We start from the raw sequence: 24,697 nt of genomic DNA, 5'->3' as shown, positions 1-24,697 counted from the left end.
GGCGGGCATGAAGATCGATATCCAGGTCGACGAACACGGATCAGGCTGCAAAATGATCATTGACGGCCATCCAGTTTCGTTCGCGAATGCAGTTGAAGCTGAGGCCTATGTTGCCCGGCTGCAAGAGCGGCTGCAGGCTGCTCAACATGCCTTCGTAACATCTGCAGAAACTTCAGCTTGAGCAGCATCCGAACCAAATCTATAGGCATTCAGGAGTTACGCGAGCGACAGTATCCATCCCAGGACTGCGAGTGTAGCGATTGAGAAGGTCACTGAGGATGGCAGGCAGATCCGCGCCATAGGCCGCCACAGCGGCCTCCCAAACGAGATGCTCAGTGTCCCGGGCCGCTGGGTAATTCCACTCAAAGAATGACAAACTGTGCTTACTCGATAACCGGGCTGATCATCAATATATCGAGTAAGGACTGAGCGTGCACTGGTGCATAGCGCCCGCTAGGCTCCAGATTTCAAAGCTTGGTACCAGCTATGGTAAGGCGAGTTGGTGACCAGCTTGCGGTTGTAATCGGGCGCACCATCGCTCCACCAAACTGGCCCGCGCTCACCCAAGGCAACTTTCGCCTGGTCAACCTGTTGCCTGGCTCTCAGAAGCTGGTCAGGATCATTGGCTGCCTTTGCCAGCTTCACTGCACGTCGAGCGTCCATCAATGCGTCGACCAGTTGCTGCCGGTGCTCAACGGTGAGCGTGGGATCGCTGCATCGCCATAGGCGCCCCCTCACCACGAAATAGCGTCCATCGGGAGTCTGAGGGTGCTCAGCCATGCTCAGTGGCGAACAAGGGGTTGATGCCCCAAGGCTGCGAGCTGGTAGTCGCTGATTGACTGGAACAGCTGTTCTGCTGCCAATCTTAGCCGCTCGACTTCGCAATCAGGCTCGCCTGTGTCTTGGGCTTGGTGATAGCGCTTCATGGCCTCAACGGCTTCTTGCACAGCGGGAGAGTCGGGCATAAGCATTGAATCCAGATTTCGCTTCATTTGCGCTCCTCGTGCATTGCATGAGTGATACAACAGGGTAGCGCGTACGGGTGCTGCACACCCTAATTTCATGATCCCCACCTTGGCCAAAGTAGGTGGCCTAGCGCGTCGTTTACCTGGCTTGACGGGGGCAGTGGCAGATGCCAATTTAACATCAAGGCGAGGGGTCAAGGAGTGATGCGTGAAGATCACAATCAATGTGTTCTTGCTCAAGGAAGGGCGAACCATCCAGGACGCGCTTTCCGACGAGGTCAACCTACGACCAATCGCGTTCGCGTTAGGTGATGTTGAATGCCTCTTCTATCACCAGAAAAACCCTTCCCATCCAAAGTGGACGCAGCTCTTCGGCGCTGTTCCAGAAGTAGCGGGCCTTGATCTGACCGGCAGATCGCTCAAAGCGCTGCTCGTCCTGGCAATTAGAGGCAGGGTTTTTTGCTTCACTTTTGGCCATGCCAGGCACCTGATTGATCCTCTCGCGATTGAGCGCTACTTCGGGCTACGCACCGCGCTCAGCCTTACGGATCCACTGCTGATCAAGTCTGTGGAGAAATCCAACATTGACCGCACTCCGTTACGCTCAAAGGCGCAGTCGTCGAGGCTGTTGTCGATAACCGAATTCGACTTCAAGTTCGATTCGGAGATCCTCAAGTCGCTGACCGGGATCGTGGAGAACGATCAAGATGAAGGCGAGTACGTCAGCGGCTCGGACTCATTGGCCTTACATTCCGACGTCAAGCTTGAAGACTTCCCAGAAATCGCGCTTCGTTTGTTGACGGCTTACGAAGATGATCACTGCAAGGAAAAATATCCCTGGATGGACTTCATCGTCCCGGTGCGAGATGCGGCACTCGAAGGACATTTAGATCGTGTGCTCGTGGAAGCGATGAATGCCGAGCGGTTTGACTGCGTCCGCGCAGCTGCACCTGAAATGCTCGGAAATGATGTCAGCGGCTTTAGCTATGTCAAACGTAGTGCGCGTTCGCACAATGGCCCAGTGATCTCATTTGACCTGGATCTTAGACAAGCGCTGCTCGCCAAGCACTTACTGGGCGGCGTCACCCGCCCAGCGCTGGATTCTGAGCGCATCTACCTCTACGGGGCTGACGAGCAACGACTTGCCACCTGGCCTTTGTACATGTGTCTTGAGGCGGAAATTGAGCACGAAGGCAAAATCTACCTACTCAGCGAAGGTGACTGGTATCAGATCGATCGCGACTATACCGAGCAAGTGAATCGCTTTTTTGAGGCTGCAACTCCGTGCAACCTGGAGTTCCCCTCCTATCGCACTGACCACGAAGGCGCCTACCTGAGGCGCATTGCCGATAACGTAAATTTCTATCTGCTCGACCAGAAGCTGGTAAGACTTACAGGCGCAGGCGGCCCGTTCGAGTTCTGTGATTTGCTCACACCGGATCACCACATCATCCACGTCAAAAAGTACTCGTCGTCTAGCGTGCTCAGCCACCTCTTCTCTCAGGCTTACGTGTCTGCTGAGGCTCTGATCAACTCCCCGGACGTTGTTACCCAGGTGAACGCACACCTCGCAGATCTGGGAGGGTTCCAATTCGCTTTCAACCCAGGCACACAGCCGCGCAACAAAATCGTGTTCGCCATCATGCAACCCAATGCAGAACTGCACATGCCGTTTTTCTCGAAGGTGAACTTCAGGCAATTTGCACAAAGGCTTGGTGCGATGGGCTACCAGGTCGAGGTGTGCCGAATTGGCAATTAACTCGCTGACGTTTACCCAAAACAATGCCTAGATTGTTTGTTGTGATGACACGAGCATTGATTGCCCTACGTCGCATTGTTGTTTGCAGCTGTACTAATCCCTTCTCGATGAAGGGCAATCGCTCCCCCTTGAGAGTCGAGGGATTGATGATATTGATGAGCTTACCAGGCCTGGTTGACCTACATAGCTTGTGGGTCTACCTGACCTGGTTGGCTTGCCCCTCGGCTGGAGTGACGGCTCAGCGACGACGGTCTGTTGTGCCTTGACGGTTAACAGGAGGCTCCTCAGCGCGCCGTTGGTATTCAGTTGTAGGCGGCGGTGGCGGAACACGCGTTTGCTCGCTATTGCTTGGTTTCTTCTGGTCGGTCACGCAATTAGCTCCCTCAAGGTGACTAGAACAGCGAGCGCTGCGAAGGCACCCGCTCCGATAGTGATTTCCTGGTATGCGAGATCCAGGGGCTTGGTCTTCTCCGCTACGGTGACCTTAAGCGCCTCAAGCGTATCGATGTAGCAGTTGTAGATGTGCTTCTTCTGCCCTTCGTCATCCACGGCAATCAAATACTCGCCAGTGGCGCGGGAGGACGGGAGGTTCGGGTAGTCCTTGATGCGAAGTGCGCTCAGGGCGTGCCCCCACGCACAGGCAATGGCGAACGCAGCCACGATGAAGGCAATGAAGGTCAGGATGGCCAGCGGCGATCCAAGCTGAAAAATGACCCCGTTCTTGAGGCCTGCGATTGCGCTGAGGCCTGCAATTAGAATCGAGACCGCCGTGAAGAATCGCGCGCTCTTGTTCTCGACGTGATTGAAGCGGTCTTGCTCATCCTTGAACCTGTCTTTCAGGTAGGAAATGGTTTCGTCCATAAGACCATCCAAAGATTGCTGGCAGTGCGTCGTGCGGCAAGGCTTGGCTGTGATGGCTAGCTGTAGCGATCGCACATGCGGGAGTGGCACTATGATAGCGCCTCCAGCGCCCTGCTGGGCACCCTGCGCCTACAGAAAGGATCCTACCGGTGAGCATCAGCCTCTATCGCACCCAAGTGGAGCAGCATCAACGCACCATCGCCAGGCTACAGGGCGACAAAGTAAAGAAGGTCAAGGCGGCGGCGAATGCCGGCAAGAAAAGCGCCGATGCAAGCGCCGCAGCCAGCAAGACCTCTTCCGCTAGTACGGTGAAATCTAAGCTACGTGATGCCCAACGCTACCAGAGCGAACAGACCAAAGCGCTTTCTGATGTCAGCCAACTAGAGAAGAAGATCCTCGAAGCTCAGAAGCGGCTAGCCCAGAGTGAACAGCGTCTGGCCCAGGCGCTCAAGCGTGAACAGCAGCGCCTGGATGCTGCACAGGAGCAGCGCTTGAGGGAGATCAACGATGGATTGACCCGTCATGAAGAACTGCACGATCAAACTGCCAGAGAGATCGAGAAGCTAAAAGCACTGCCTGAGAAAATCACGGTGGTGTTCTTCGCAGCTGACCCCGGTAGCGATAAAAGCAACAGGCTACTGCTGGATGAGGAAGCGCGTCTGATTGGCGAGAAGATCAGGGCATCCGCACATCGGGACGTGCTTGAATTTCATACCCGCTGGGCGGTTAGGCCCATGGATGTGTTCCAAGCCATAAACGAGCTTAAACCGACCATTGTCCACTTCAGCGGCCACGGCACAAGTGCTGACACGCTGGTACTCCAGGATGACCAGGGGAACGCAAAGCATGTCCCACTGGAGGGTATCGTGAGCGCCATGGCAATCGGCTCCGACAACCTGAAGCTCGTCTTCTTCAACACCTGTTTTTCGTTTAACCAAGCCGCAGCATGTATCCGGCACGTACCAGCAGCGATAGGCATGAACCGCGATGTTGGCGATCTGCCCGCTCGCTTCTTCGCTGCACAGTTCTACTCAGCTATCGGATTTGGTCACTCTATCCACCGAGCGTTCAACCAAGCGAAAGCTCTGGTGGCAATGGAGTTTCCTGGTGAGGAAGCCATACCTGAAGTGTACGAACAGGACGACGAATCTCTGGTTCTGGTCAGGCCTCCTGCTGCGTGATCGCACCCTACCCTGCTGCCCTCTGCGTATGTTTTTCTTGGCTCTCCAGGAGGGCTAGCTGGGGTGTCTTTGCTTGCAAAGCTCGTGGGCAAAGCACCCGAAGAGGTAGTAGTAGTGAGTAGATAGTATGCGGTGATTTGGTAATTTGACGGGGACAAAAGGGGTTTATGGGGGCTCGGGTTGAGGGGGTTTGGGGTGTTTGGGTAGGGGGAGAGTAGGAATATTGGGTGAATAGTATTGGATGGGGTATCGGTGATAATTGCACTACTTGTTTCATCAGGCTTTCCAGCCAACACCAAGAAGCGATTAGCAGCCCCACAACAAACTGTCGAGAAAAGCAAATATTTGCTCTACTATCGCAATGCTCTGGCTTCTTAAACACGATGGGCCCAGCATCTGGCATTTACGTGTGCCCATTTGGGTCTGAGTTTAGGTCTGAAGCACACCGAAAGGAAGTTAGCTCTCAATAGATTTTTCGTTCTATTCAATAATTCAATTAGAAGCAATCCTGCACCTCGATAGTAAAGTGCAGCGCTGCATGAGTATAATTATTCAATCCACCTTGCTTAGCTGTTGATCTTCTCCCATTTCTTTGCCAACTCGAAGAATTTCGTGGACTGAGACTTTATTTCCTCGTGCCATTTCTGATCCGCCTCACAAGCCTCTTTCCCGATTACTACGGCGCCTATCGTGTCCACTGCTTGGCGCTGTCGCCCAAGAACCCCACCCTTATCAGCCTCCTCGGACAGGTACTTGATCTTAGCCACCCTGGAAGTCAGCTCCATCCAAAGCTGTGCTTGTGGAATTCCTAGCATCAGAGCTACCTGCAGCGAATCCGACATCATTTGATGGCTCCACTTGCTCATGTAGGAAATCGCCAGCAAGCTAGACACCTCAGTCTCCCCTTGGAGCGTTTGGAGGTTGCCCTCAATATCACCAATTTTTAGCTCATCAAATTCTGCCAGAGATCGTGAATGACCGAAAATCTCTGCTTTTTGGAAGCTTTCAACGTGTCCGGAAACCAGCGAATTCAACAGTTTTTTGGCTTTTCGCTCAGCGTTGACCCTTGGCATCCACTGTACCAAGACATAAAAAATATAGCCGCTTATCAAGCCAGTAAGGGTATCGCCAGCTATATCTTCGAAGGCATCTGATTGGAAAAAATCGATCCAGGTTTTCCAGCCCGGCCCTTTCATAAAAGCCGGGACGTCCAGCTTCACCTTCACCAACACAAGCAGTACAAAAGCCACCCCGAATGCGACCAGCAATGCCTTGTCCCGATATTTGTCCCACCAATCCAGCATTGCCGTTTCTTCCTTCACCCAAAGAAAAGGGCCCCGCAGGGCCCATTTGCACTCAAACTGACATGATACTGCCAGCCCAGCCGGATCAGCCAGCTCGCAGGATCTCACCTACCAGCACGCCCAAGTTTCGAGCGGCATCGATACCTCTGTGATACTGGCCTGACCACTCGATGCCCCAGTCTTCAACTGCAGGCCGGAGGGCCATTGCACGGCAGTTCAGCACTTTCCAGTGCCACTTTTTGGCGTTCGTGTGTGCCAGGCCGGCAAGCATGGGTTCGCAGATCTTCCGGTCGGCATCCATGGCTAATTGCTTGGCATCGTAATCACCCCAGGAGCACCACATTAGGCCTCACCTTTGAACGGCGCGAGGTAGTCCTCCAGCGATTGCCGAACCTCGTCATAGGTGCCAGCACTGCCCGGATGTGGGGGTTGAGGCATAGACCTTGAGAAGCGCTTGTAGGAATTGAAAGCCCCGGATCTTTCTCAGGCGGAATTTTCAGGCAGCTAGCCGTTTCACGGCAACGATCAACCAACACCTGCGTAGGTTGGGATGGCGCTGCGCGGTTTGCCGATCGTTTTCCATGATCAGTTAGAATGGGTGATCCAAGGACTCACGTACCCTAGGAATTCAGCTTGGGCTGTGCGGGATACCTTCCAGTGGTTGACCTGCCCGAGATTGTCCCGATGCTCCGCCGTTGTCACCACAAGTCGTCGCTCTGCACGTGATACGCCGACAAAAAATGTGCATCGGCTCTCATGGAGGTCACCGAAGTAGGCCTGACTTTCTACGCCAAGCAATACGACTGTGTCGAACTCCAAGCCTTTGCTCTTGTGCACGGTGAGTATTCGTATCGACTGGTCATTTGAGAGCTGAGCCAGCGCTTGAAGAAGGTCGGGTTCTCTGACCATGGCTTCGTCAATGTAGGTTTTGACGCTCTCGATGAGCTCGCGTAGATGCTCTCGGGACTGGTAATCATGAGACAGGCCGGCCAGTAACGTCTGCCCCACCATCGTCAGAAACTCTTCCAGGAGCTCCCACCGCTGAGCATACGTCTTGCCAACCATATCAGCCGCGGCCGACTTGCGCGCCTCTTTGACATAACGACTCCAATTGCTCTTGAGCTTACCGTCGGCGTCGTCCTCCGAAGGAATGATCCGGCGAGTTAGACGCGTCCAAGCCTTGGGCTCTCGCAGGCCATAGATACAAAGCAGGTAATCCACGATGACCTGGGCAATAGGCTCAGTGGAGATGTCCTGTGCCTTGTTTTCGTTCCGATAGCTGATACCCCAGCTCTCCAGCTCGGAAGTCAAACGCACGCAGTAGGCCTCGGGCTGAGCACGCGTAAGTATCGCGATCTTTGCGGGTGCGATTCCCTCAACGTTGACCCAATGCGAAATTCGCTCGGCGAGGTCACGGGCCTCATCTTCGCAATCGGCATAGCGCAGCAAATGAATCTCACCCCCTTGGCCAGTGAGCAAACTCCCAGGCATTTCCGATGCAGGATCGAGCACTTTGATGATGTCGTTCTGAAGCCTAAGCAGGTGAGGCAGTGACCGGAAGTTGCGGTAGATATTGAGGTGTCGCGCATCGAAGTCTTCGACGAACCTAGCGAACACACCATCCAAGGCACCCGCCCATCCCATGATCTTCTGCTTCACATCCCCTACCGCAGTCACGCGGCGACCAGACCCTACGAAGAGCCTAGTCACGAGCTTGTATTGTTCATCCGTGCAGTCCTGGAATTCGTCCAGGAAGACATCGCTGTACGTTTGGCGTATCGCGTTGATCGCCGGCGGATAGGCGTCAAGAATCTTGATGGCGAGTGGGATGAGTTCTTTGAACTCGGTCTGCACGGGATGAGCCTTGCCCTTGGCAACAACCTTGAAGCTCGGGTTCAGCGCATCGGTGCCTGTCAACACAGGTCGGAACCGCTCGACAATTCTCTTGGCCAAACCATGGAAGGTATAGCTGTCGAAGCGACCCGCATAAACGGCGCCGCACCGACGCCAAACACGTTCCTTCAGGTTATTGCTGGCATCAACTTTGAAGGCGATTGCCAAGATACGCTTTGGGTAACGGCATACACCGGTTGTGAGCAGGAAGTCGGCCCGCTGAGCGAGAAGTTCGGACTTCCCTGAGCCTGGGCCTGCCGTCAACGCTACACAGCGTATCTGCTCCCTTGCTGCGGTATCTGCATTAGGCTCAAGCACGATTCCGTCCGATGGCGTCCACTCCTCGACCCTGATCATTCGTGGAGCTCCCCAGCCATTTTGATCACATGCTTGACGAGCCGTTTGAGAGATGACGGCATGCCTTGCCGCAGGTCTTCATCCGTGAGCCTTGAGAGCGCCTCAATGTGCGATTTAGGCTTGCTATCTACCTTGAAGAGCTTGTGGTAGGCAGCGAAGTACTGTCGCTCAGAAACGCTGTACTGCTTCTCATCGTAGAAGCTGTCGCCCAAGACAGACCTGAGTTGGCCTACCTTCGGTGTCACAAGGTGCTTGGCCTCGATACCGAACGCTGCTGGAAAAGCGCAGAGCATGGCGAAATCCAAGTCCATAGGACTTGAGAAGAACACGTCATAAGGTTCCAGCCCTGCGATGTATGACGGGTATTCACGGCTCTTCTCAACCTTGAGAATCTTGTAGTCCTTGCTGTTCCATGCAGGAATTTCATCCAGCTTTTCCGCGGAGATGTAGCTCCGACTGGGCTGATGGAGATTGAGCTGTGTTGCCACATATTTGATCCTCCCCCACCCTCCGCCATGCCGCGCCACATCGAGATCCAGCAATGTCACGTAAGGAATCTTCAGCTCGCTCAGGAGACGCCAGAAGTGGTTCACGTGGCGGCCACCTAGCGGTGCAATGCACACCGCGGCCTCATCCACCATAAGTCCCTCTGCAGCGAGTAAACGAGGCAACACAATCTCCTCGCTATCACCCTCTCCTAGCACCACTAACCTTGAGAAATAGATTTCAGGAAACGCCTGAACGGCTTCTCTGACAAATTTGTAGGCTTCGCCATGCTTGTCCGGTGGCATCTTGATCCTGGTCACGACCGTGCAGCGTGACTCATCAAGTCTGAGGTAACGGATCTGCTCAGGTTCGACGCGTCGCAACATGGATGGAGCATGCGTCGCGATCATTGCCTGAGCGTCTGAATTTCCTCTACCGAGCACCAGATCCTTCAGTGACGATACGATCCGGCCCAGATAATGTGGGGACAGGCTGTTCTCGGGCTCTTCCAGAGCGATGAGGGTGAACACGGCAGGCTTGAGCTTATCCATGTCGAATGAGTCATCATCGCCTTTAAGCACTGCCCTTCCGATGGCCTGGGAGGTGAGCACCAAGGTCAGATAGAGCATCGATTTTTGCCCATCGCTCAGACGAGAGAAATCGACTTGCTGCTCGCCGTGGCCGGGGGTAAAGGATACCGAGAGATGCCTAAGCAATGCCTCGATTTCATGAGTGACGAACGTCAGGCTTGGGTCTTTAAAAAACTTACCTTTGTGTAGCCTGCCCCAGGCATTGGCGATCCCATCACCGAGGTTGATCACTGATGGGTTGGTGCTGAGGCTCTCGGAGATATCGGCGGACAGCTGGCTGATCTTTTCGCGCTGCTCCGCCCAGTTCACGGCCCGGAGTAAGCGACCAAGAAGCGCATTTGTCCCGTAGGTGATGTGTTCAGCCGGATCACGTCGCGCGGGCAAGTAGTGCACCTGGATCTGATTACGTTCATCGCGCGGTACCGGGGACGTAGCAACTGGATTGCCGTCTTCGTCGACTTCCGACACGTAGCGCAGGCTCTGCTCGATCTCATCGTCGAGCCCGAGCGAGGCATCCAGGCGGTAACGCACACGGGGCACACCGTTGATGTTATCCAACCGCATATGCCCAAAGTTGCACGGGATGGTCGGGTGTTCCTGGGTCTCGTCGGCGATCTCTGGGAAGTAGAAATCCGCCTCGATCCACAGCGTGCGCTCATCCGGCCTATGTTCTTCGTCATGCGCAACGAAGAAGTCAGACTTGCGCAGGCGTCGCTGATTAGGATCAATCGAGAACAGTCGGCAGAGCGCCTGCAGCGTTGCTGTTTTACCGGAACCGTTGGGGCCAATCAGGAACGTCAGTTTTCTGAAATCGACAGTGACCGGTTTCGCACCAAACGATTGAAAACCACACACGCGCATCTGCTTGAGTATCAACGCTCGAATCCCTTCTGGCTAACCATGACCGGCGGCCCACGCACTCAGGCACGCTCTGATTGAATAACGCTGCAGCTGGCCAATCCTAGCCCAGCCCATCGTTACGTGGTAGCCAAATAGTGGCTCAGAAAATTTCTCACATCACACTCACCAATCATTGGCAGCCAGGGCAGCTCAGCGAACAAATTCAGATCGCCAACTTACCCCTCCGACTGAGCGCCTGATAGCCTCCGCCGTGCCACCTGGCGAGGCCAGTCCCCGTTCCTGGAGAAAAAGCCCCCAACTAGATTCATGAAGACAAACCTGCACATTCAAACGAATGTCATAAATGACATTTTATTGACTTAACTCACGTCAACTTTTTGCCAAAAAAATAAATCCAAAACATGCCTTGAATTGGCAACTTGCGCCCCGAGATCTGGATAACCCACCCCTACATCGGAGCCCCCCATGGCAGACGTTTATTTCATCAATGGTATTAAGCTTGACGAAACCGAAGAGCACATCGAATACGTTCGAGTTCGAAAATCGGTCTCTAAGGAAAACTTCATAGTGCCGCGCAAATTCGTTGCTCAACTCATCCAAACCGGGGTGTCATTCAAATCGCGCTATCACGACGGCAAGGACTGGCATACCGGTGCGGATGTTGAAGTCTATGAAAGCATCTACCTGAGGGCTAACCCCAACCGCACCGCTAAAGACAACCTCAGAAACTTGCCACAGATCTGATTCTTCCGCGGCTTTCAAGGCGAGGAGGTGACGCCGCTCTCTCGCCTGCTCAGAAGCCAGACACGCCGGCCTACCGCTCATCTGCGGCAGTCAGGCGATCTCATGAGACTTACTGCAGGTACGCTACATGGATCAGCAGGTTGCGCTGAAGTTGATCGCCGAAAAGGCCTACGACGTCGGTTACTCCGCCAAGCTTCACTTCTCCACCTACGACATTGTGGAGAATGCCCCTGGGCGGATCGGTCTGATCTCCTTGGTAATCGGCGTACTAGCGCTCTACATCGATTTCTTGGCGGCAAAACATGTCTCAGCGCTCATTACGGTGATCGGCATTTGCAGCCTTTACATCACCTACTACGCGGACACCAAAGAGCAATATTTCCAAGCGGGAAACAAGCTGACGCAGTTGCTTGATCAGCTGAGAGTAATGTCTGCGCGATGTAAATCTAGCCAGCAATTCACCGCCACCGATCAAGCCGAACTGGATCGAATCACCGCTGATTTCGGGGCGGCCTGCCTGAGGAAACACATCCTGTTCTCGGGCTGGCTGGCACACAAAAAATTCTTTTGGGATCACCAGATCGATTGGATCGCTGAGCACCGTGAATTTAGGTTTTTCAGGGACAAGATCCCGTTTTCCGTATACGCCCTGATCGTAGTGGTTCTGATCGCTCTTGCCGGCGGGTCATGGCTTGCCACGCATCCGGAACTTCTCCTCTCGCTGAAGGAAGCCTGCACCCATGAGTAAAGAGCTTTTCGAGCAGTTTCGTAGAAACCTGGCGGTCAAAAATGCCGACGAGATCTCCAAAAGCTACCGGCAGATTACCGAGAAGCTCAACGAAAAATACTACGACAGCACCTCAGAGACACTTCACTGCCGCCAGGTCGGATCGTACGGTCGACATACCGCAGTCCATGGCGTGAGCGATCTGGACATGGCCTTCGTGCTCCCGTGGTCGGTGTACGACCGTTTTCAGCGCTACGAGAACAACAAGCAATCGTCACTGCTCGGTGAGATTCGCCTGGCTCTGAAAGAACGCTTCCCGAACCATGAGGTGAGGGCCCAGCAGCAGGTAGTATCGATAAATTTCTCGGACTACGTGGTCGAGGTGCTTCCGGCATTCGAGCATGAAGATGGCAGCTATACCTACCCCGATGCCAATGACGGAGGCAGCTGGAAAACCTGTAACCCAGTCGCTGAAATCGATGAGATCAACGCGCTGAACCAGGACAAAAATCATAATCTCAAGCGTCTATGCAAAATGGTGCGAGCTTGGAAAAACGACCATGGTGTGCCATTGAAGGGAATGCTGATCGATACCCTTTGCTACCAGTTCCTCAAGGAGACGACGGACTACGACACCAAGTCCTATGCCGCCTACAGCGAAATGACCCGTGACTTCTTCGCCTACCTGGTTGATATCGATGAAGAGAAGGAGCAATGGCGTGCACCCGGCAGTGGCTCCATCGTCACCAAATCAGGCAACTTTCATCCCAAGGCCAAGAAGGCCCTGAGACGCTTACAGGAGGCGCTGGATGATGCCGAGGTTGCCCATGAGCGGTGGAGCACTGTGTTCGGCGAGCACTTCCCAGAATATGTCGAGCAGGAAAAGAAACAGGCAATCGCAGAGAACCGCGTCAAAAACGCCGAGCAGTTCATCGGTCAAAAATTCAGTCTCGACATCCAGTACACCCTGCGCATCGATTGCTCGGTCAAAAATGAGGGCGACCGGCTGCGCAACCTCATGTCACGCGTCATCGCGTATCGTATTCCCAGGCAGCGTGAATTGACGTTCTGGGTCTCCGAGATCGATGTTCCACCACCATACAAAATTTACTGGAAGGTGAAGAACGTCGGGCCTCAGGCTATTGAGCGCGACATGATCCGCGGCCAGATTCGCATCGACAGCGGTTACCGACAGATCACTGAACACTCTACCTTCCAGGGCGACCACTACGTGGAGTGCTATGCCGTCAAAGAGAACGTATGCGTGGCTCGAAGCCGGATCGTCGTCCCGATCTGACTGCTGCAGGGGGTGTAGAGTCCCACACAAACCTGCCAAATTTTTACCCTAATCTACAGATTGACAATAAATCCTGAGGCATCAAACTTTGCAGTCTGGGTGGTAGCGTGCGAGAGGTGCGCATGGCGAATCCAACTTACACTTGACATAAATCAATAATTTGTAGGGGAAATTGTTCATGGGGGGAGATGTGAGCCTGATAACTTCTAAAGGCAAGGATTGGGCCTTAAAAATAGAAGGGCCTTTGGGGGTTGCTTTTAGTTTAGTGATAGTCATGTGCCTTGGTTATGCTGTCACTGTCCGCGGATGGCAGTTCTTCAAACTCCCGCTGACTATATCACTCATTTTTTCTATATTTTCATTTTTTCTCTCAATCGCTGCCGGCTCCAAACTTAGCATGGGACGAAGGTTGCTATCGGGGGTGCGGGCCGCAGCTGGAACAATCTTATTTGGCACAGTACTTTTTAGCATTATTTTGGGTAGCATTTTTTCATTGACTGAGCTCTGGGAGTATGCGTCCAGCCATATCGCCCAAACCTATAAATCCTCTTTACTTGTCGGACTATTAACATTTATTGTTGGAGTGATATTTTTCGCAGTCCGAACATTTTGGCGCGTCTCCTACGGTTTGTCGGAAATAGTGGCTGGGGTAAGCATTGCCTCATACCGCTCTTTCGGAGCAGAAAATTGGTTTAGCTCCATGAACTTTGACTTATATGTTGTTTTATTAACCGCTGGAGTATACTTGGTGGTAAGGGGTTTTGATAATATATTTCAAGGATACAAAGAATCGAATGATCCGATGGTGAAGGCAGGACTATGGTTGAAATCACAGATCTACGTCTCTAATCTTGAAAAAGTTTCAGAGATGTATGGAGATGAGCGATCAAATTAGCACACCACAAGGAAACACCCTGTCTTACCTCCCTATTCGGAGCTGGAAGTGGGCTAAAGAACAGGCCGGCCTTCACACCGCGGGCCGCGCTCTCACTCTTCTGACCTCGCAAACCTGTCGTCTGCCACCCATAATCTTAACCAGTTAAGTATCAAGGCTTGGAGATCATTCATTGAGCCGACCAGACATTCCTGCTGACATCCGACGAGCCGTGCTGGTGGAGGCTGGCCACCGCTGCGCCATTCCTCGGTGCAATCAAACCGAGCTCGACGTCCACCACATTGTTCCTTGGGCTGATTGCCAGAAGCACGAATATTCCAACCTGATCGCACTCTGCCCTATCTGCCACCGCCGGGCACACCAAGGTGACATCGACCGGAAGTCGCTGCTTATTTACAAGGAAAACCTGGCCAAGGAATTCGGGCGTCATGATAACGGCACCTTTCAAGCAGAAGCCGTTGAAATCAAACGACGCTTGAAAGAGATAAATCGATCTTCGCCAGGCTTCCGTTTTCAGTTCGATTTTCCGGATTTCCCAAATCCACTTGAACGCATTGTGTCTCGAAACATTGAGGCCTGGGGTCTTGAGCTTTTGGCAGAGTTCCAGTCTGGCCAAGCCGAATGGGAAAAAGATCCCGGGAGCCTCCCCGAACACCTCCGCAATTGGCCTGCAAGTCTCAAGGGCAGCTATGAGATAGTGCGACGTGATGAGCGGGTCATAAGCATCCGGTATGCAATCGACACCTACCATCCCGGGGCCGCCCATGGGGCCCGCGAAACCCGGGTGCTTAACTACACACTTTCGCCCTTCCGCCCTGTAACTCTGGAGTACCTCCTGGGAGATCTGCAGCGGTTACCCACACTGGCAGACTTCATTCGCAACCGTCTTGCCGCTACGGGTAGATACGAAGAGTTTTCGCTGAATTTGGGCACAAAACCGACCGAAGAAAACTTCTCCCTCTTCACCATCCTCACGTATGGAATGCTATTCATCTTCCCAGAGTACCGCATCGCTTCGTATGCTGAAGGTGAACAAGATATCTACATTGATTTTACTGAGCTCAAAGGGGTCTGCGACCTGCAGGCCTTAGACAGCCTGCAGATGCATGATGAGGCTTGAGGACACAAGATTTATCGAAGAGCTGGTGATGCCAAATACATCATCCCTCCTCCACCGATGGAGGACACCTGTAGGTGCAGCGGAAAGCTCTCAGCCCCACGATACAGCTCGACCCTAGGTGAACATGAGGGCCGAGCATCGGCGATCGCCTAGAGATGCTTGAGAGCCTTCTCCAACGCCTGGAGAGTGCCTGGCATGAACAACGGGGTACCTTTACCGTCCAAGACATCCCCGCGCTTGCCCCGCTGCAGCCGCCATCGCTGCAGAAACTCATCCGAAAGCAAGTGCTCCAGGGCCTCACGTTCAAACGGCGTCAGCTTGAACTCCGGCGCACCTGTGTGCTTTCGGTCGTCGACACGAATCACCATACCAGGTGGGATAAACTCTTTGATGGTGCGCTGAGCTTGAGCAAGCTCCGCAAGGACTTGCTGAGTCAGCAGGCGCTGCTTGACGTCTTCGATCTCATCGGCCCAGGCGTCGGATCTACGCGGCCTGGGAGGTCGCTTGCGCGCTTCATCGGAAGTGGCGAAGGTTGAAATCAAAGCGCGGTAGTTTTCGCCGGTCTTATTCCTGATGCTCTGGGCTTTTGGAACGCCACGCTCGGCGCCAATGCGCGCGATCGTGGCCACAGAAAAGTCAGTGCTACCCGATTCGGCGTGCTCCTTGCAGACCGCATATACAGCCTGCAGGTAGTCCTTTTGCTTCGGCGATTTGTTGCACAAGTGTGCGAGCATTTCTTCGGGTGACATCATCTCAATCCACAGTTCTTCCACTCGTCAAGCATGCCTGTGATCATACCAGGACTTCAACATCGAAAGCCCCACTTGGAACAGCCGTCGGCCCAGCGTATGACAATCCCAGCAATGGCTCAGATGAAAGCAAGTCCGCGTACTCTCTGTGGGTGATCTCCTCCAAGCCATGCAGATCTTCCAGCTTGATGTCACCGTTGATGAGTTGATCTATACGTTCGGAGCTGCTCAAGCGGCGCTTGAAAAACTCGACGATCTGGTTACCTAGCTTCAGTTGCTCATCCTCGCTGAGCTCAAACATCACTGGTCGAATACCGTTGCTCAAGGTCATGCGGTCGATCATCTGTGAGCGGCGAGGCGTGGCCATGACCGCCGATACTGAATCGTAAATAGTGGCATTGACACAAACCTCATGGAGCTGTTGGAACAAGGATGTTTCCTCAAACCCAACCTGCACCTCGCTTTTATCACTGACGATGAGTTGGAGGCCCTGACCCTCGGAGGCTCCTTCCGCCTCAGCTTGGCTGTTCAGCACGATACGAGATTTTTCGATAAGCTTCGTCAGTGCCTGCATGTCGCACAGGTACATGTCCATTTTTTTTGCGACGGTCTCGACTTCGGAGGCAAGCTTACGCATCGCCACACCTATGCGGTTCTTCTCAGTATCATCAAAGTCCTTGACCCCAATCTGATCAAAACGCTCATACCGAATCTCATCCAACCGCTGTCGGTATTTCGCAATCCTGCGCTCCAAATCGGCATACTGATCGTATTGAAGCCGAACGTTCAACGACAGTTCGTTCCACAAGGCTGTCATCCCGCCGAGGAATACTGGGCCAGTGACGAGATGCCTGCAGCGTGGGCAATTCTGCTCACCCAGATGACCACTTGCGACAGGCAGCCAGTATTTACCTTTATGGGCTGCACCGCCGTCATGGCAGCGGGAACCAGCATAGGGGCAAATTCCATAGTCCCGCACAAGCTGCGTGCCAGCCCGTTCCGACAGCAACATATCCAATGCTTCAGCGGTACTAGAAACCAGCAAAGGACGAAGCTTCTCCACTTCACGTTGCTCGATCATGATTTGAAGATCACGAGCCTCGTTCAGTTGGGCACGCTTTTCAACCTCCGTCATAATGTGTCGGACATGAGCAGTCGTGAGCTTCGCATAGTAGATTGTCATCACTATCGAGGCGTGGCCTACAACCTTCATCAACACCGTTGGATCCATCCCACCATCCATGATGTAGGCGGTGATCAGGCTCACTCGCATGCTATGCGGCGTAAATTTCGAACTGTATCGACCCAGAACAATACGCTCCTGAGGATTCTCAGGATTCCCTCGGTATTGAGCAAGCTCCAGATCGTCAGGCTGAATGTGATAAAGCGCGGCCCAGAGCCGCTTCTTCATATGATCGTTGAACAAGGGTGGCTGATTTTCGTTAAGAGCCCTGAATAGGAATACGTTCTGTCCCTTTTTCGCCAAATCTGCATGCGAAAAATTGCATCGGCTCTGACACTCAGTCCATTTTGTAGGGGCCGTTACTGGGTTGTACTTTTCCTGCCAACGCCTTAAGACAACCAGCCAGTAGGCCAACTGCTCCGGAATCCAGGGGACGCTATACCCTTCACCGTTTGCATCGGTCTTATTGGATGTGAAATGCATTCCCCATCCACCGTCCGTGTTTGTGACAAACGCCTGCTGGACACCTGGAGTAGCCATGGGTCTCGTATTGAGCGTCCAAACCAACTTCCCATCGACAAGCTCAGCGATATACTCATCCGCCTCCCCAGAGTCGTTGTACATGATCTGCCGACCACGGGCTGGCACGGAAACAAGAGCAAGTAGCGCTATCCAATGCCCCGGATACCAGAGGTAATAATCATTGCCAGTTTTGCGCCACACGCAATTAGGGTCATCAAAGTCGATTACAGACGCAGGCACTTTATGATAATCACTGTCAAAGCCATGAAGTGCCTTGAGATCTCCCAGCGTCTTTGCGCCCTCTGGTACAATCCAGTCACGGATCGAATTTACAAAATGGAAAGCAAGTACTGGTTTAACACTTTCACTAGGAGAGCTTTTATACCCGTCAAATTCCGCCGCTGCCAAGGGGTTAGCAGCACCCACTACTCGATAAACATCCCCAGTATCCTCGTCCTCTTCAGTGAAATGAACGCGCAGTGCATCCTCCAAAAATTCATGCACATAGCTCCAAACCAAGCGAGCCGTATTTGGACTTTGCATACTGCAAAGAAACTCTTCGTACTGACGGACATTAATCTTGTCCAGCAGCATGAACTCAATGACATTGCTACCCAGACCATGTGGCTCAACGAAATGACGAAGGAATCTACAAATTGAGGATTCAACAGTTCCTTTTTTTTGTTTGTGTTTAATAAAGCGCTTGACGTCCTCAACCCAGCCAGCCGTCGCTTTAGTCACATACTCAAGTGTGTAGGGGAGTTCTCCTCCTAGAAAATCGTAAACGTTCGACCATTGGCTATAAATTTTGGGAAAATGGTTAACGTTAGGGATCCGAGGATCATTCAACTCGCGAACCCGCTTTGAGACGTCATCCCAAGTTTTACATCCACTCGCCTGAAAAATTTGTTGGACTTCGTCGTAGCTGTAAGGGGTGATTTTCCCCAGTAGGTCGTACCAATCGACCCACGCTAGCGCAAATACAACTTCGGGATCCCCTGGTAGAATAGAAATAGTTTTACAAGCCTCAATGTATTCATCGCGACTTTTAAGCTTCAACACCTTCACTGCATGCTTGAGATCATCTAGGCTGACGATTTCTTCAGGCAAAAGAAATACCTTCCATCCGGGAAACCCAGGGTATTTTTTGACGGGATCGGCCGGCAGACGAGGGTCAACCTTGTAGCGTTCTGCATAATCTGTAGGGCCAGTGAACCTATATGCCAGCGCAATTTTTTTACATACCTTCCAATCAAGCGGTTTGAAACCCTCCTCCCCCTTTAATGCCAGCCCCCAACCAACCCACTTATCTGCATAAACGCATACCGGGTTTTTAGGTAGTTTAGGATCAATTACGCATCGCTTTTTGTAATCTGCTTGATTACGAAAATCATGCTTCCTAGCCGCTACAACGAACTCTTCATAGGTTGCGTAATATTGTGCGAAAAGCGCAGCTGATTTTGGTTTACGCTTCACAGTCGCCTGCAAGAACTCTCCCCAACCTTTCCATTCATTGGGATATTGGCGTTGCGGGCTAGCGACCAAGCGTGGATCTTCCTTTCGACGGCGCGTATAAATATCACGACTCGTGATCCCCAAATTCCGAGCTGCCGTCGAAGCCTCTTCATATGTGGGATAGGGAATATCGGCCTTTCCCAAAAAATGTTCCCACGTGAGAAATTCAGGAAACTGCTGGGGCTCCGATGGTAGCCGTGGGTCTTCGTGCCGGCGTAACATATAATCTCGCCAACCTACAATCCCCAGCGCTTGCGCTGCTTTCTGGCATTCCTCGAAAGTCTTATATATCTCTGGCCGACCCAAGAAGACGTCCCAGTTCACAAAGGCATCGCCGTAATGGGTCATTGGGTCAGGCGGGAGATTAGGGAACTCAGCAAGTAGCTCTCGATATTCTCTTTGCAGCACTACGCCTCTTTCTTTCATGAGCCTCTTTGCATCATTCAGACTCATGAATTCGATTGCCACCAGACCTGGTCTGAGCCGTGGGACTGGCGTTCGGGTAGCTTTTCCAATCGGTGCACGGACGTCATTGAATTCGGTCACTGCGTCTAAAGCAGAGACATGCACCCTCACTTCGGCATAAGCCCCACGCTTGAGAAAGTGATCCCAGCCCTTCCAATGTTGGGAGTAATGCGCCATTGGACTTGCCACTAGGCGAGGGTCTTCCTTGCGTCGTTGGCGATAGTACGCTTTATTCGTGCATCCAAGGCGCACCGCAGCGGCTGATGCCTCTTCATATGTTTCATAGGGCACTCCACCGATACCCAGGAACTCCTCCCACCCCAGGAACTCTTCGCTGAAGATCTGCTCAGGGTTTTGTGGAAGTTTCGGGTCTTCACGCCGTCTTCTCAAATATTCGCGTTGTGTAGTGATATTCAGGGCACGAGCGGCCACCTTACACTCTTCAAATGTGTTGTATCTTTCCTTTTGTTCGCAAAAAGATTTCCAACCTTTGAACTCTTTGTAAATGAGAGATGGATCGGGGGGAAGTCTCGGATCTGCATGACGACGAGACTCATATTGCTTAGCTGTCAAGATACCCATGCGATAGACCACCGCACGGCACTCTTCATAGTCAGTATAGAACCCCAAAAATTCGATTTGCCCTGCTTCAATATTCACGTAAAGACCCCGACGAATTAACCATAAATTGATTTGACTTCTCAAGTGAAAGTCAACACCGGATAGATGCAACCATCTTTGAAACCACATTGCAAGAGCGCAAAAGTTAGCAGGCAGTACTTACGACTGGCCCTAAGCCTTCAAATGCGTAGAGCTGGCCGGCCAACTACCGCTTGTCAAATTTTAGAATTGAGACCTCAGCAGTAGATCTGATGCCACCAGGCCGGCCTAATGAATTAGCCGTATATTGAATTTAATTATTTTCTAAACGACTGAAAAATTAAAAAATGATTTTAAAATTTTATTTGGCAAAGCGCAGCCACTTCCCTGCACATGGCAAAACTTGGGGCTCTCAGCCTGGTCGTTTCCATGAAGGGGAGGAGTTTCAATTTTTAAATGGGCTGGCTGAGGCATGATTTCGAATTAAAAACCGCGCGCCCTGGGGGCGTCGCGCCGGCGCACAACGCCTGACAGGACGTGCTTTCGACCACCATCGAGACCTGCACGGTCGACCTCATTTTAAAATTGAGAAGCCAGTCGGCTCCAATTCTGAATTGGAGAGGAAGGAGATTCTCTGAGCAGTCATGCGACAATTTGTCGCATCTTTTTTCAATGCCGAGCCATCTGGAAGCGCTTGCGCTAAGGGGGTGTTAGCTAGGCTTCAGCTTCAAAGGTCTTGAGACGAGCGTCAGGCGAGGCGAAAACTGCAGAGGAAGCGAAGGTTACGGGTTGAATGAGCATTCCGAGGCTGTTTTCAATGCAGCATGATCGCCACAGGCACTTTTCGTACGAAGCCTAGGTAGGGCTATATGGAAAGACTTGAGAAGCAGGCCATGTGAGGCAATCACTGCCGAGGAGCGCTTAGCGTGCCCGCACTGCCCAGGTCGACAATGACTGGGGAAGCGCGGCCTGCAGCGATGATCGCTTGAACCATAGGGCGAGAGGGGGGAGTCGATCCACGCTTCTATCAGCCCCCCATATCAGGCCTTTACAGGGTCGGTATCGAACAGGTCGGGAAGATCGATACGATGGTCTCTGTAAGGCCCGTATGTACAGGAATCAGACCTCAACTTGCTTTCCTTCTACCCGCTCCATCTCATCCCGGATGTCCTCACTGCTTGGCTCGATGTACACGAGGTGCGAATTCAGATTTTTATGGTGCATAGCTTTGGATATGAACACGCCGGAGAAACCGTACGCAGCGAGCCTGAAGCCATAGGCGTGGCGGTGCCCATGCTCAGTAGTGCCGAATGCCTTCTTATGAGGAAGGCCGATACGCTCGACAGCAGCTCGATGTTGCTGGCTGAAATTTTTGATCGTTTCAGGATGCCCAGAGCTATTGGTAAATGCATACGGGTGATCGAACTCAGGCGGTGGGTCGACCCGTTGGTATTTCAGATAGTTCATGTAGTTCGCATAAAACTCCTTCGCCTTTTCGACCGGGGAGAAGTAAATCTCAATATAACCATCATCACCATCGATAAGCTTAGGCGCTTTCCAACCTGCATAGAGAGCTCTTTGAACCACATAATCTGTTCTCGGAAGAAGACGATAACGCCGCTGCAGGTAGTCTCTACGATTACGGTAGCCCTTTTCCGGGGATCGCCCATTCGATGGATGCCATATACGAACAATGCCCTCTCCCTTTTTCTTGTCAAGTACTAAATCCCCCAAATACCAATGGAAAGGTTCAGACTTACGCAAGCCACCGTAATGCATCAATATAGTGATAGCACGCCCTTTGTAGTCAATGAAATCATGCTCTGTTGCGCCAGGATCATTACAAGTTCGAACCCAACCATTAACCAACAGATTATCTATTTCGCTTTCCGGAAATCGTTTTGTTATTTTTCTATTAGCCGACGGTGCATTGCCAGCACGAACCTGACGAACAAAGTGTGCATTACTTGCCTTACTGCGATCCTTGATCAAATGGCGCAGGAATATGTTCTGTTCTTTATGGTGGTAAGCGCACCAATTTATTCGCTCCTCAACCCGGGTTGCCTTGCGGAACGGGTTTGCCCGGGCGCCACTATGACCGTCCTGTTCGGCTAGCCAATCGCTGTAGACAGTAATGAGATACAACAGGAACGATGAGTCCTTCACCTTCCTCGGTACCCAGTACAAACCCGTGGGATCTGTCGAGGTCTCAACGTCAATGGTGCCCAACTCCAAAGCATTGACGAACGCCTGGAGAAGCTCTGTCACCTTCGTGAACTTGCCCTCGTTGGCATTGATGAACTGGATGAGATGCTGCACCGCGTAGACGCACCGCTCCATCCAAGACGCACTCTTTTTGGCTTGGGAAAGGAATCGCAGCAAAGAGATCAGGATGCCATCTTGAGTGATCAGGGCGGGGAGCATGACCTCACGGCCAGTCTTGTCATTCTGGTAAAGCGTGTTGATTTTCAGGACGTAGGCCATCAGAATCGCACCTGTTATATAGTATATAGTATGCGGACATATCTAATTTTAGCTTAGGTGAGCGGGTCAGGGAAGGCTGATTGGAGGGGGGATTTTTGGGGGTATCAGGGAGTAGTTTTGCGTTGATAGTATGTTTTTGGTCATCGGTTATAATACCGCGGCATGCAGCAGTCCGGTGGCCGGCGGATCAAGCGCAGCCTGTTCATCGACGCGGCCGGCGTGCGCTTCCTGACCCCGGACGAAGAACAGCGCCTGAGCCAGGTAAGCCTGCTAGGCGAATACCTGGCTGGCAAGCGCCAGGAGCTGCTGGTCTGGAACGAGGCGCTGGGGCCAGTGCCAGAACTTTCGGCGAACCGCCGCAAGCTGACCAATATCGGCACGTTCCGGGCGTTTGCCCTGGCCTACCTGAAGAATCACCCCAACGTGCACCCGAACATGACCTGCATGGTCCGGCAGATGCAGACCACCGCCGAAGGCGTGCCGCTGGAGATCTACTGCTTTACCACCACCACGGTGTGGGCCGATTACGAGCGGATCCAGGGGGATATCTTCGATTACCTGCTGGCAGTGTTGCCGGAATTCGGCTTGAGCCTGTACCAACAGCCGAGTGGCAATGACATGCGCATAGGGCTGGCGGGACGCGTGGCACCTGAGCCGATGCCACGCCGCCTTGAAGAAATGAACGAGGTGTGAAATTGCCGGGGCTGCGTTGCAGCCCCTTCCTCTTTCAAAGCCGAGTCAGCTGCCTAGCTCGCCAAAAGCGCTTTGCTCTCCCGGGCGTTGACCATGCAGTACAGCGCGCCGGCCAGGATCAGGCCCATCGCCCAGCTGATATCCGCCCCCAGCCACTCGGCCACGAAGCCCGTGTAGAACGACAGTTTCATGAACGGGATGGTACCGATGATCGATACGGCGTACACCGACAGGCTTCGACGATTGAAGCAGCCGTAACGCCCCTTGGCGTCGTACAGCGCCCCCACGTCATAGTTGCCTCGGCACACCCAGTAGTAATCGACCAGGTTGATTGCGCTCCAAGGGATCAACAGGTACAGCTGGCCGATCAAAATGTCTGCAAAGAACGTATCGAAATTGTATTGGGTAGCGATGGCAATCAGCGTTGCCGCGGCAGTCAGGCCCGCCATCAGCAGCGCCTTGGCAGTTGCGGTCACCCGCCTGATGGTCTTGAAGGCACCAAAGATCGTGACCGAAGACATGTAGGCGCTATAAAGGCACAAGACGTTGTACTGGATCACCCCCAGCGCAATGACCGCCAGTGCCAACGGCGCCCACGGGCCAAACAGCCCGGCAATCGCCGTCGCAGGGTCATGCCCCAGTGCCGAGGGCAGTTCCACGGCCACCAGCGCGCCCAGTGCCATCATGGCGAAGGAGCCTAATGCGCAACCGCAATAGGTGGCCCAGAACGTGGCGCGAGGGTTGACGTTGGCCGGCAGGTAGCGCGAATAGTCAGCCACATAGGGGCCATAGCCCAACGTCCAGGAGGCGGCCTGGGCAATGATCAGGTTGAAGGCGGTGAACGAAAACCCCGTCGCCACTGCCTTCGTGCCCGCCATGTCACCGGGGTGCAGCAGGATCAGCACCAGGGCGCCGGCAAACACCAGCGTGGACAGCAGGCTCATCCACGCCCCCAGGCGGTGGATCAGTTCGTAACCGACAAAGCCGATGATGAAGGTCAGCACACCGACTACCACAACGGCCTGGTTGTCGCTCATGGGCACCAGCGCCTGCACGGCGTTACGCATCAGCACGCCGCTGGCGGCAAGGAACAGTACAGCGGCCGTGACCATCACCAGCAACGGCAGCGCCGCGCCATGGACACCGAACTGGGCCCGGCTCTGGATCATCTGCGGCACGCCCAGGTGCGGCCCCTGGGCAGAGTGCGCGGCCATGAACACGGTGCCGATCAGGTTACCTACCAACAGGGCCAGCAAGGTCCAGGCAAAACTCAGCCCAGACGCAACGCCCAGGGTGCCGACCATGAGCGCGGTTATCTGGAAGTTGGAGCTGAACCAGATGGTGAACAATCGTTTAGGCGTGCCATAACGCTCAGCGTGTGGGACGAATTCGATACTTCGCGTTTCTAGCTTCACGCCGGTCTCCCGATTTTATTTTCATGATTAT

General features: G+C 53.1%; 19 protein-coding genes and 1 pseudogene. 9 read left to right on the top strand and 11 right to left on the bottom strand.

From position 1 onward, the window contains the following. Positions 1 to 7: 7 nt before the first annotated feature. Complete coding sequence (locus tag APH28_RS28635) at positions 8 to 181, top strand: hypothetical protein (RefSeq protein ID WP_156340891.1); 174 nt, start codon at positions 8 to 10, stop codon at positions 179 to 181. A gap of 272 nt (positions 182 to 453) precedes the next feature. Here the strand turns inward: APH28_RS28635 and APH28_RS29165 are convergent, their stop codons facing one another. Beyond that, the gene (locus APH28_RS29165; protein ID WP_054903769.1) at positions 454 to 780 is read right to left on the bottom strand and encodes a hypothetical protein; all 327 of its coding nucleotides are present in this window, start codon (positions 778 to 780) and stop codon (positions 454 to 456) included. 2 nt (positions 781 to 782) lie between these two features. Beyond that, positions 783 to 992, bottom strand: coding sequence for a hypothetical protein (locus APH28_RS14565; protein ID WP_054903770.1), 210 nt, complete (start codon positions 990 to 992; stop codon positions 783 to 785). A gap of 181 nt (positions 993 to 1,173) precedes the next feature. Between APH28_RS14565 and APH28_RS14560 the strand changes: the two genes are divergently transcribed. Continuing rightward, positions 1,174 to 2,724 (top strand): TIGR04141 family sporadically distributed protein, encoded by a 1,551-nt coding sequence (locus tag APH28_RS14560; protein WP_060510436.1) that lies wholly within the window; start codon positions 1,174 to 1,176, stop codon positions 2,722 to 2,724. 366 nt (positions 2,725 to 3,090) lie between these two features. Here the strand turns inward: APH28_RS14560 and APH28_RS14555 are convergent, their stop codons facing one another. Continuing rightward, on the bottom strand, positions 3,091 to 3,585 hold the full coding sequence (locus APH28_RS14555) for a hypothetical protein (protein ID WP_054901947.1): 495 nt from the start codon (positions 3,583 to 3,585) through the stop codon (positions 3,091 to 3,093). A gap of 149 nt (positions 3,586 to 3,734) precedes the next feature. Here APH28_RS14555 and APH28_RS14550 point away from each other — a divergent pair, with 149 nt between their 5' ends. Further along, positions 3,735 to 4,766 (top strand): hypothetical protein, encoded by a 1,032-nt coding sequence (locus APH28_RS14550; protein WP_054901948.1) that lies wholly within the window; start codon positions 3,735 to 3,737, stop codon positions 4,764 to 4,766. Between the two features lie 566 nt (positions 4,767 to 5,332). Here APH28_RS14550 and APH28_RS14545 read toward each other — a convergent pair. From APH28_RS14545 to APH28_RS14530, 4 genes are all read right to left on the bottom strand, one after another. Further along, positions 5,333 to 6,070, bottom strand: a complete 738-nt coding sequence (locus tag APH28_RS14545; RefSeq protein WP_054901949.1) for a hypothetical protein — start codon at positions 6,068 to 6,070, stop codon at positions 5,333 to 5,335. 85 nt (positions 6,071 to 6,155) lie between these two features. Further along, positions 6,156 to 6,413, bottom strand: coding sequence for a hypothetical protein (locus tag APH28_RS14540; protein ID WP_054901950.1), 258 nt, complete (start codon positions 6,411 to 6,413; stop codon positions 6,156 to 6,158). 242 nt (positions 6,414 to 6,655) lie between these two features. Then, entirely contained in the window at positions 6,656 to 8,320 is a 1,665-nt protein-coding gene (locus APH28_RS14535; protein WP_054901951.1) for a UvrD-helicase domain-containing protein, read from the bottom strand. Next, on the bottom strand, positions 8,317 to 10,272 hold the full coding sequence (locus tag APH28_RS14530; RefSeq protein ID WP_054901952.1) for an ATP-dependent endonuclease: 1,956 nt from the start codon (positions 10,270 to 10,272) through the stop codon (positions 8,317 to 8,319). Before APH28_RS14530 ends, APH28_RS14535 begins: the two co-directional genes overlap by 4 nt. Positions 10,273 to 10,722: 450 nt before the next feature. On the opposite strand from APH28_RS14530, the gene APH28_RS14525 reads away from it, so the two are divergent. The 5 genes from APH28_RS14525 (at position 10,723) to APH28_RS14510 (ending at position 15,040) form a co-directional block, all read left to right on the top strand. Beyond that, the gene (locus tag APH28_RS14525; protein WP_054901953.1) at positions 10,723 to 11,001 is read left to right on the top strand and encodes a DUF3892 domain-containing protein; all 279 of its coding nucleotides are present in this window, start codon (positions 10,723 to 10,725) and stop codon (positions 10,999 to 11,001) included. Between the two features lie 127 nt (positions 11,002 to 11,128). Beyond that, a complete protein-coding gene (locus APH28_RS14520) occupies positions 11,129 to 11,749 on the top strand; it encodes an SLATT domain-containing protein (protein ID WP_054901954.1) in 621 nt (206 codons plus the stop codon). Beyond that, positions 11,742 to 13,025 (top strand): nucleotidyltransferase, encoded by a 1,284-nt coding sequence (locus tag APH28_RS14515; protein ID WP_054901955.1) that lies wholly within the window; start codon positions 11,742 to 11,744, stop codon positions 13,023 to 13,025. Before APH28_RS14520 ends, APH28_RS14515 begins: the two co-directional genes overlap by 8 nt. 190 nt (positions 13,026 to 13,215) lie before the next feature. Then, complete coding sequence (locus APH28_RS28630; protein ID WP_146024568.1) at positions 13,216 to 13,920, top strand: hypothetical protein; 705 nt, start codon at positions 13,216 to 13,218, stop codon at positions 13,918 to 13,920. Between the two features lie 172 nt (positions 13,921 to 14,092). Further along, positions 14,093 to 15,040, top strand: coding sequence for an HNH endonuclease (locus APH28_RS14510; protein ID WP_082422826.1), 948 nt, complete (start codon positions 14,093 to 14,095; stop codon positions 15,038 to 15,040). Positions 15,041 to 15,189: 149 nt separating this feature from the next. Here APH28_RS14510 and gmtX read toward each other — a convergent pair whose 3' ends face one another. From gmtX to gmtY, 3 genes are all read right to left on the bottom strand, one after another. Then, positions 15,190 to 15,813 (bottom strand): gamma-mobile-trio protein GmtX, encoded by a 624-nt coding sequence (gene gmtX, locus APH28_RS14505; protein ID WP_256215676.1) that lies wholly within the window; start codon positions 15,811 to 15,813, stop codon positions 15,190 to 15,192. A gap of 19 nt (positions 15,814 to 15,832) precedes the next feature. After that, positions 15,833 to 20,134, bottom strand: coding sequence for a VPA1269 family protein (locus APH28_RS28105; RefSeq protein ID WP_172455967.1), 4,302 nt, complete (start codon positions 20,132 to 20,134; stop codon positions 15,833 to 15,835). A 1,059-nt stretch (positions 20,135 to 21,193) separates the two neighbouring features. Continuing rightward, complete coding sequence (gene gmtY / locus APH28_RS14490) at positions 21,194 to 22,558, bottom strand: gamma-mobile-trio recombinase GmtY (RefSeq protein ID WP_245353425.1); 1,365 nt, start codon at positions 22,556 to 22,558, stop codon at positions 21,194 to 21,196. 153 nt (positions 22,559 to 22,711) lie between these two features. Here gmtY and APH28_RS14485 point away from each other — a divergent pair. After that, positions 22,712 to 23,251: pseudogene (locus tag APH28_RS14485) on the top strand (mechanosensitive ion channel family protein); the annotation flags it as partial. Between the two features lie 53 nt (positions 23,252 to 23,304). Here the strand turns inward: APH28_RS14485 and APH28_RS14480 are convergent. After that, on the bottom strand, positions 23,305 to 24,666 hold the full coding sequence (locus APH28_RS14480; RefSeq protein WP_060510434.1) for a cytosine permease: 1,362 nt from the start codon (positions 24,664 to 24,666) through the stop codon (positions 23,305 to 23,307). Positions 24,667 to 24,697: the final 31 nt, after the last annotated feature.

The organism is Pseudomonas sp. NBRC 111124, from assembly GCF_001320245.1.
Classification (GTDB): domain Bacteria; phylum Pseudomonadota; class Gammaproteobacteria; order Pseudomonadales; family Pseudomonadaceae; genus Aquipseudomonas.
The sequence above is the reverse complement of the archived record's forward strand: the minus strand, read 5'-3'. Positions and strand labels throughout refer to the sequence as shown.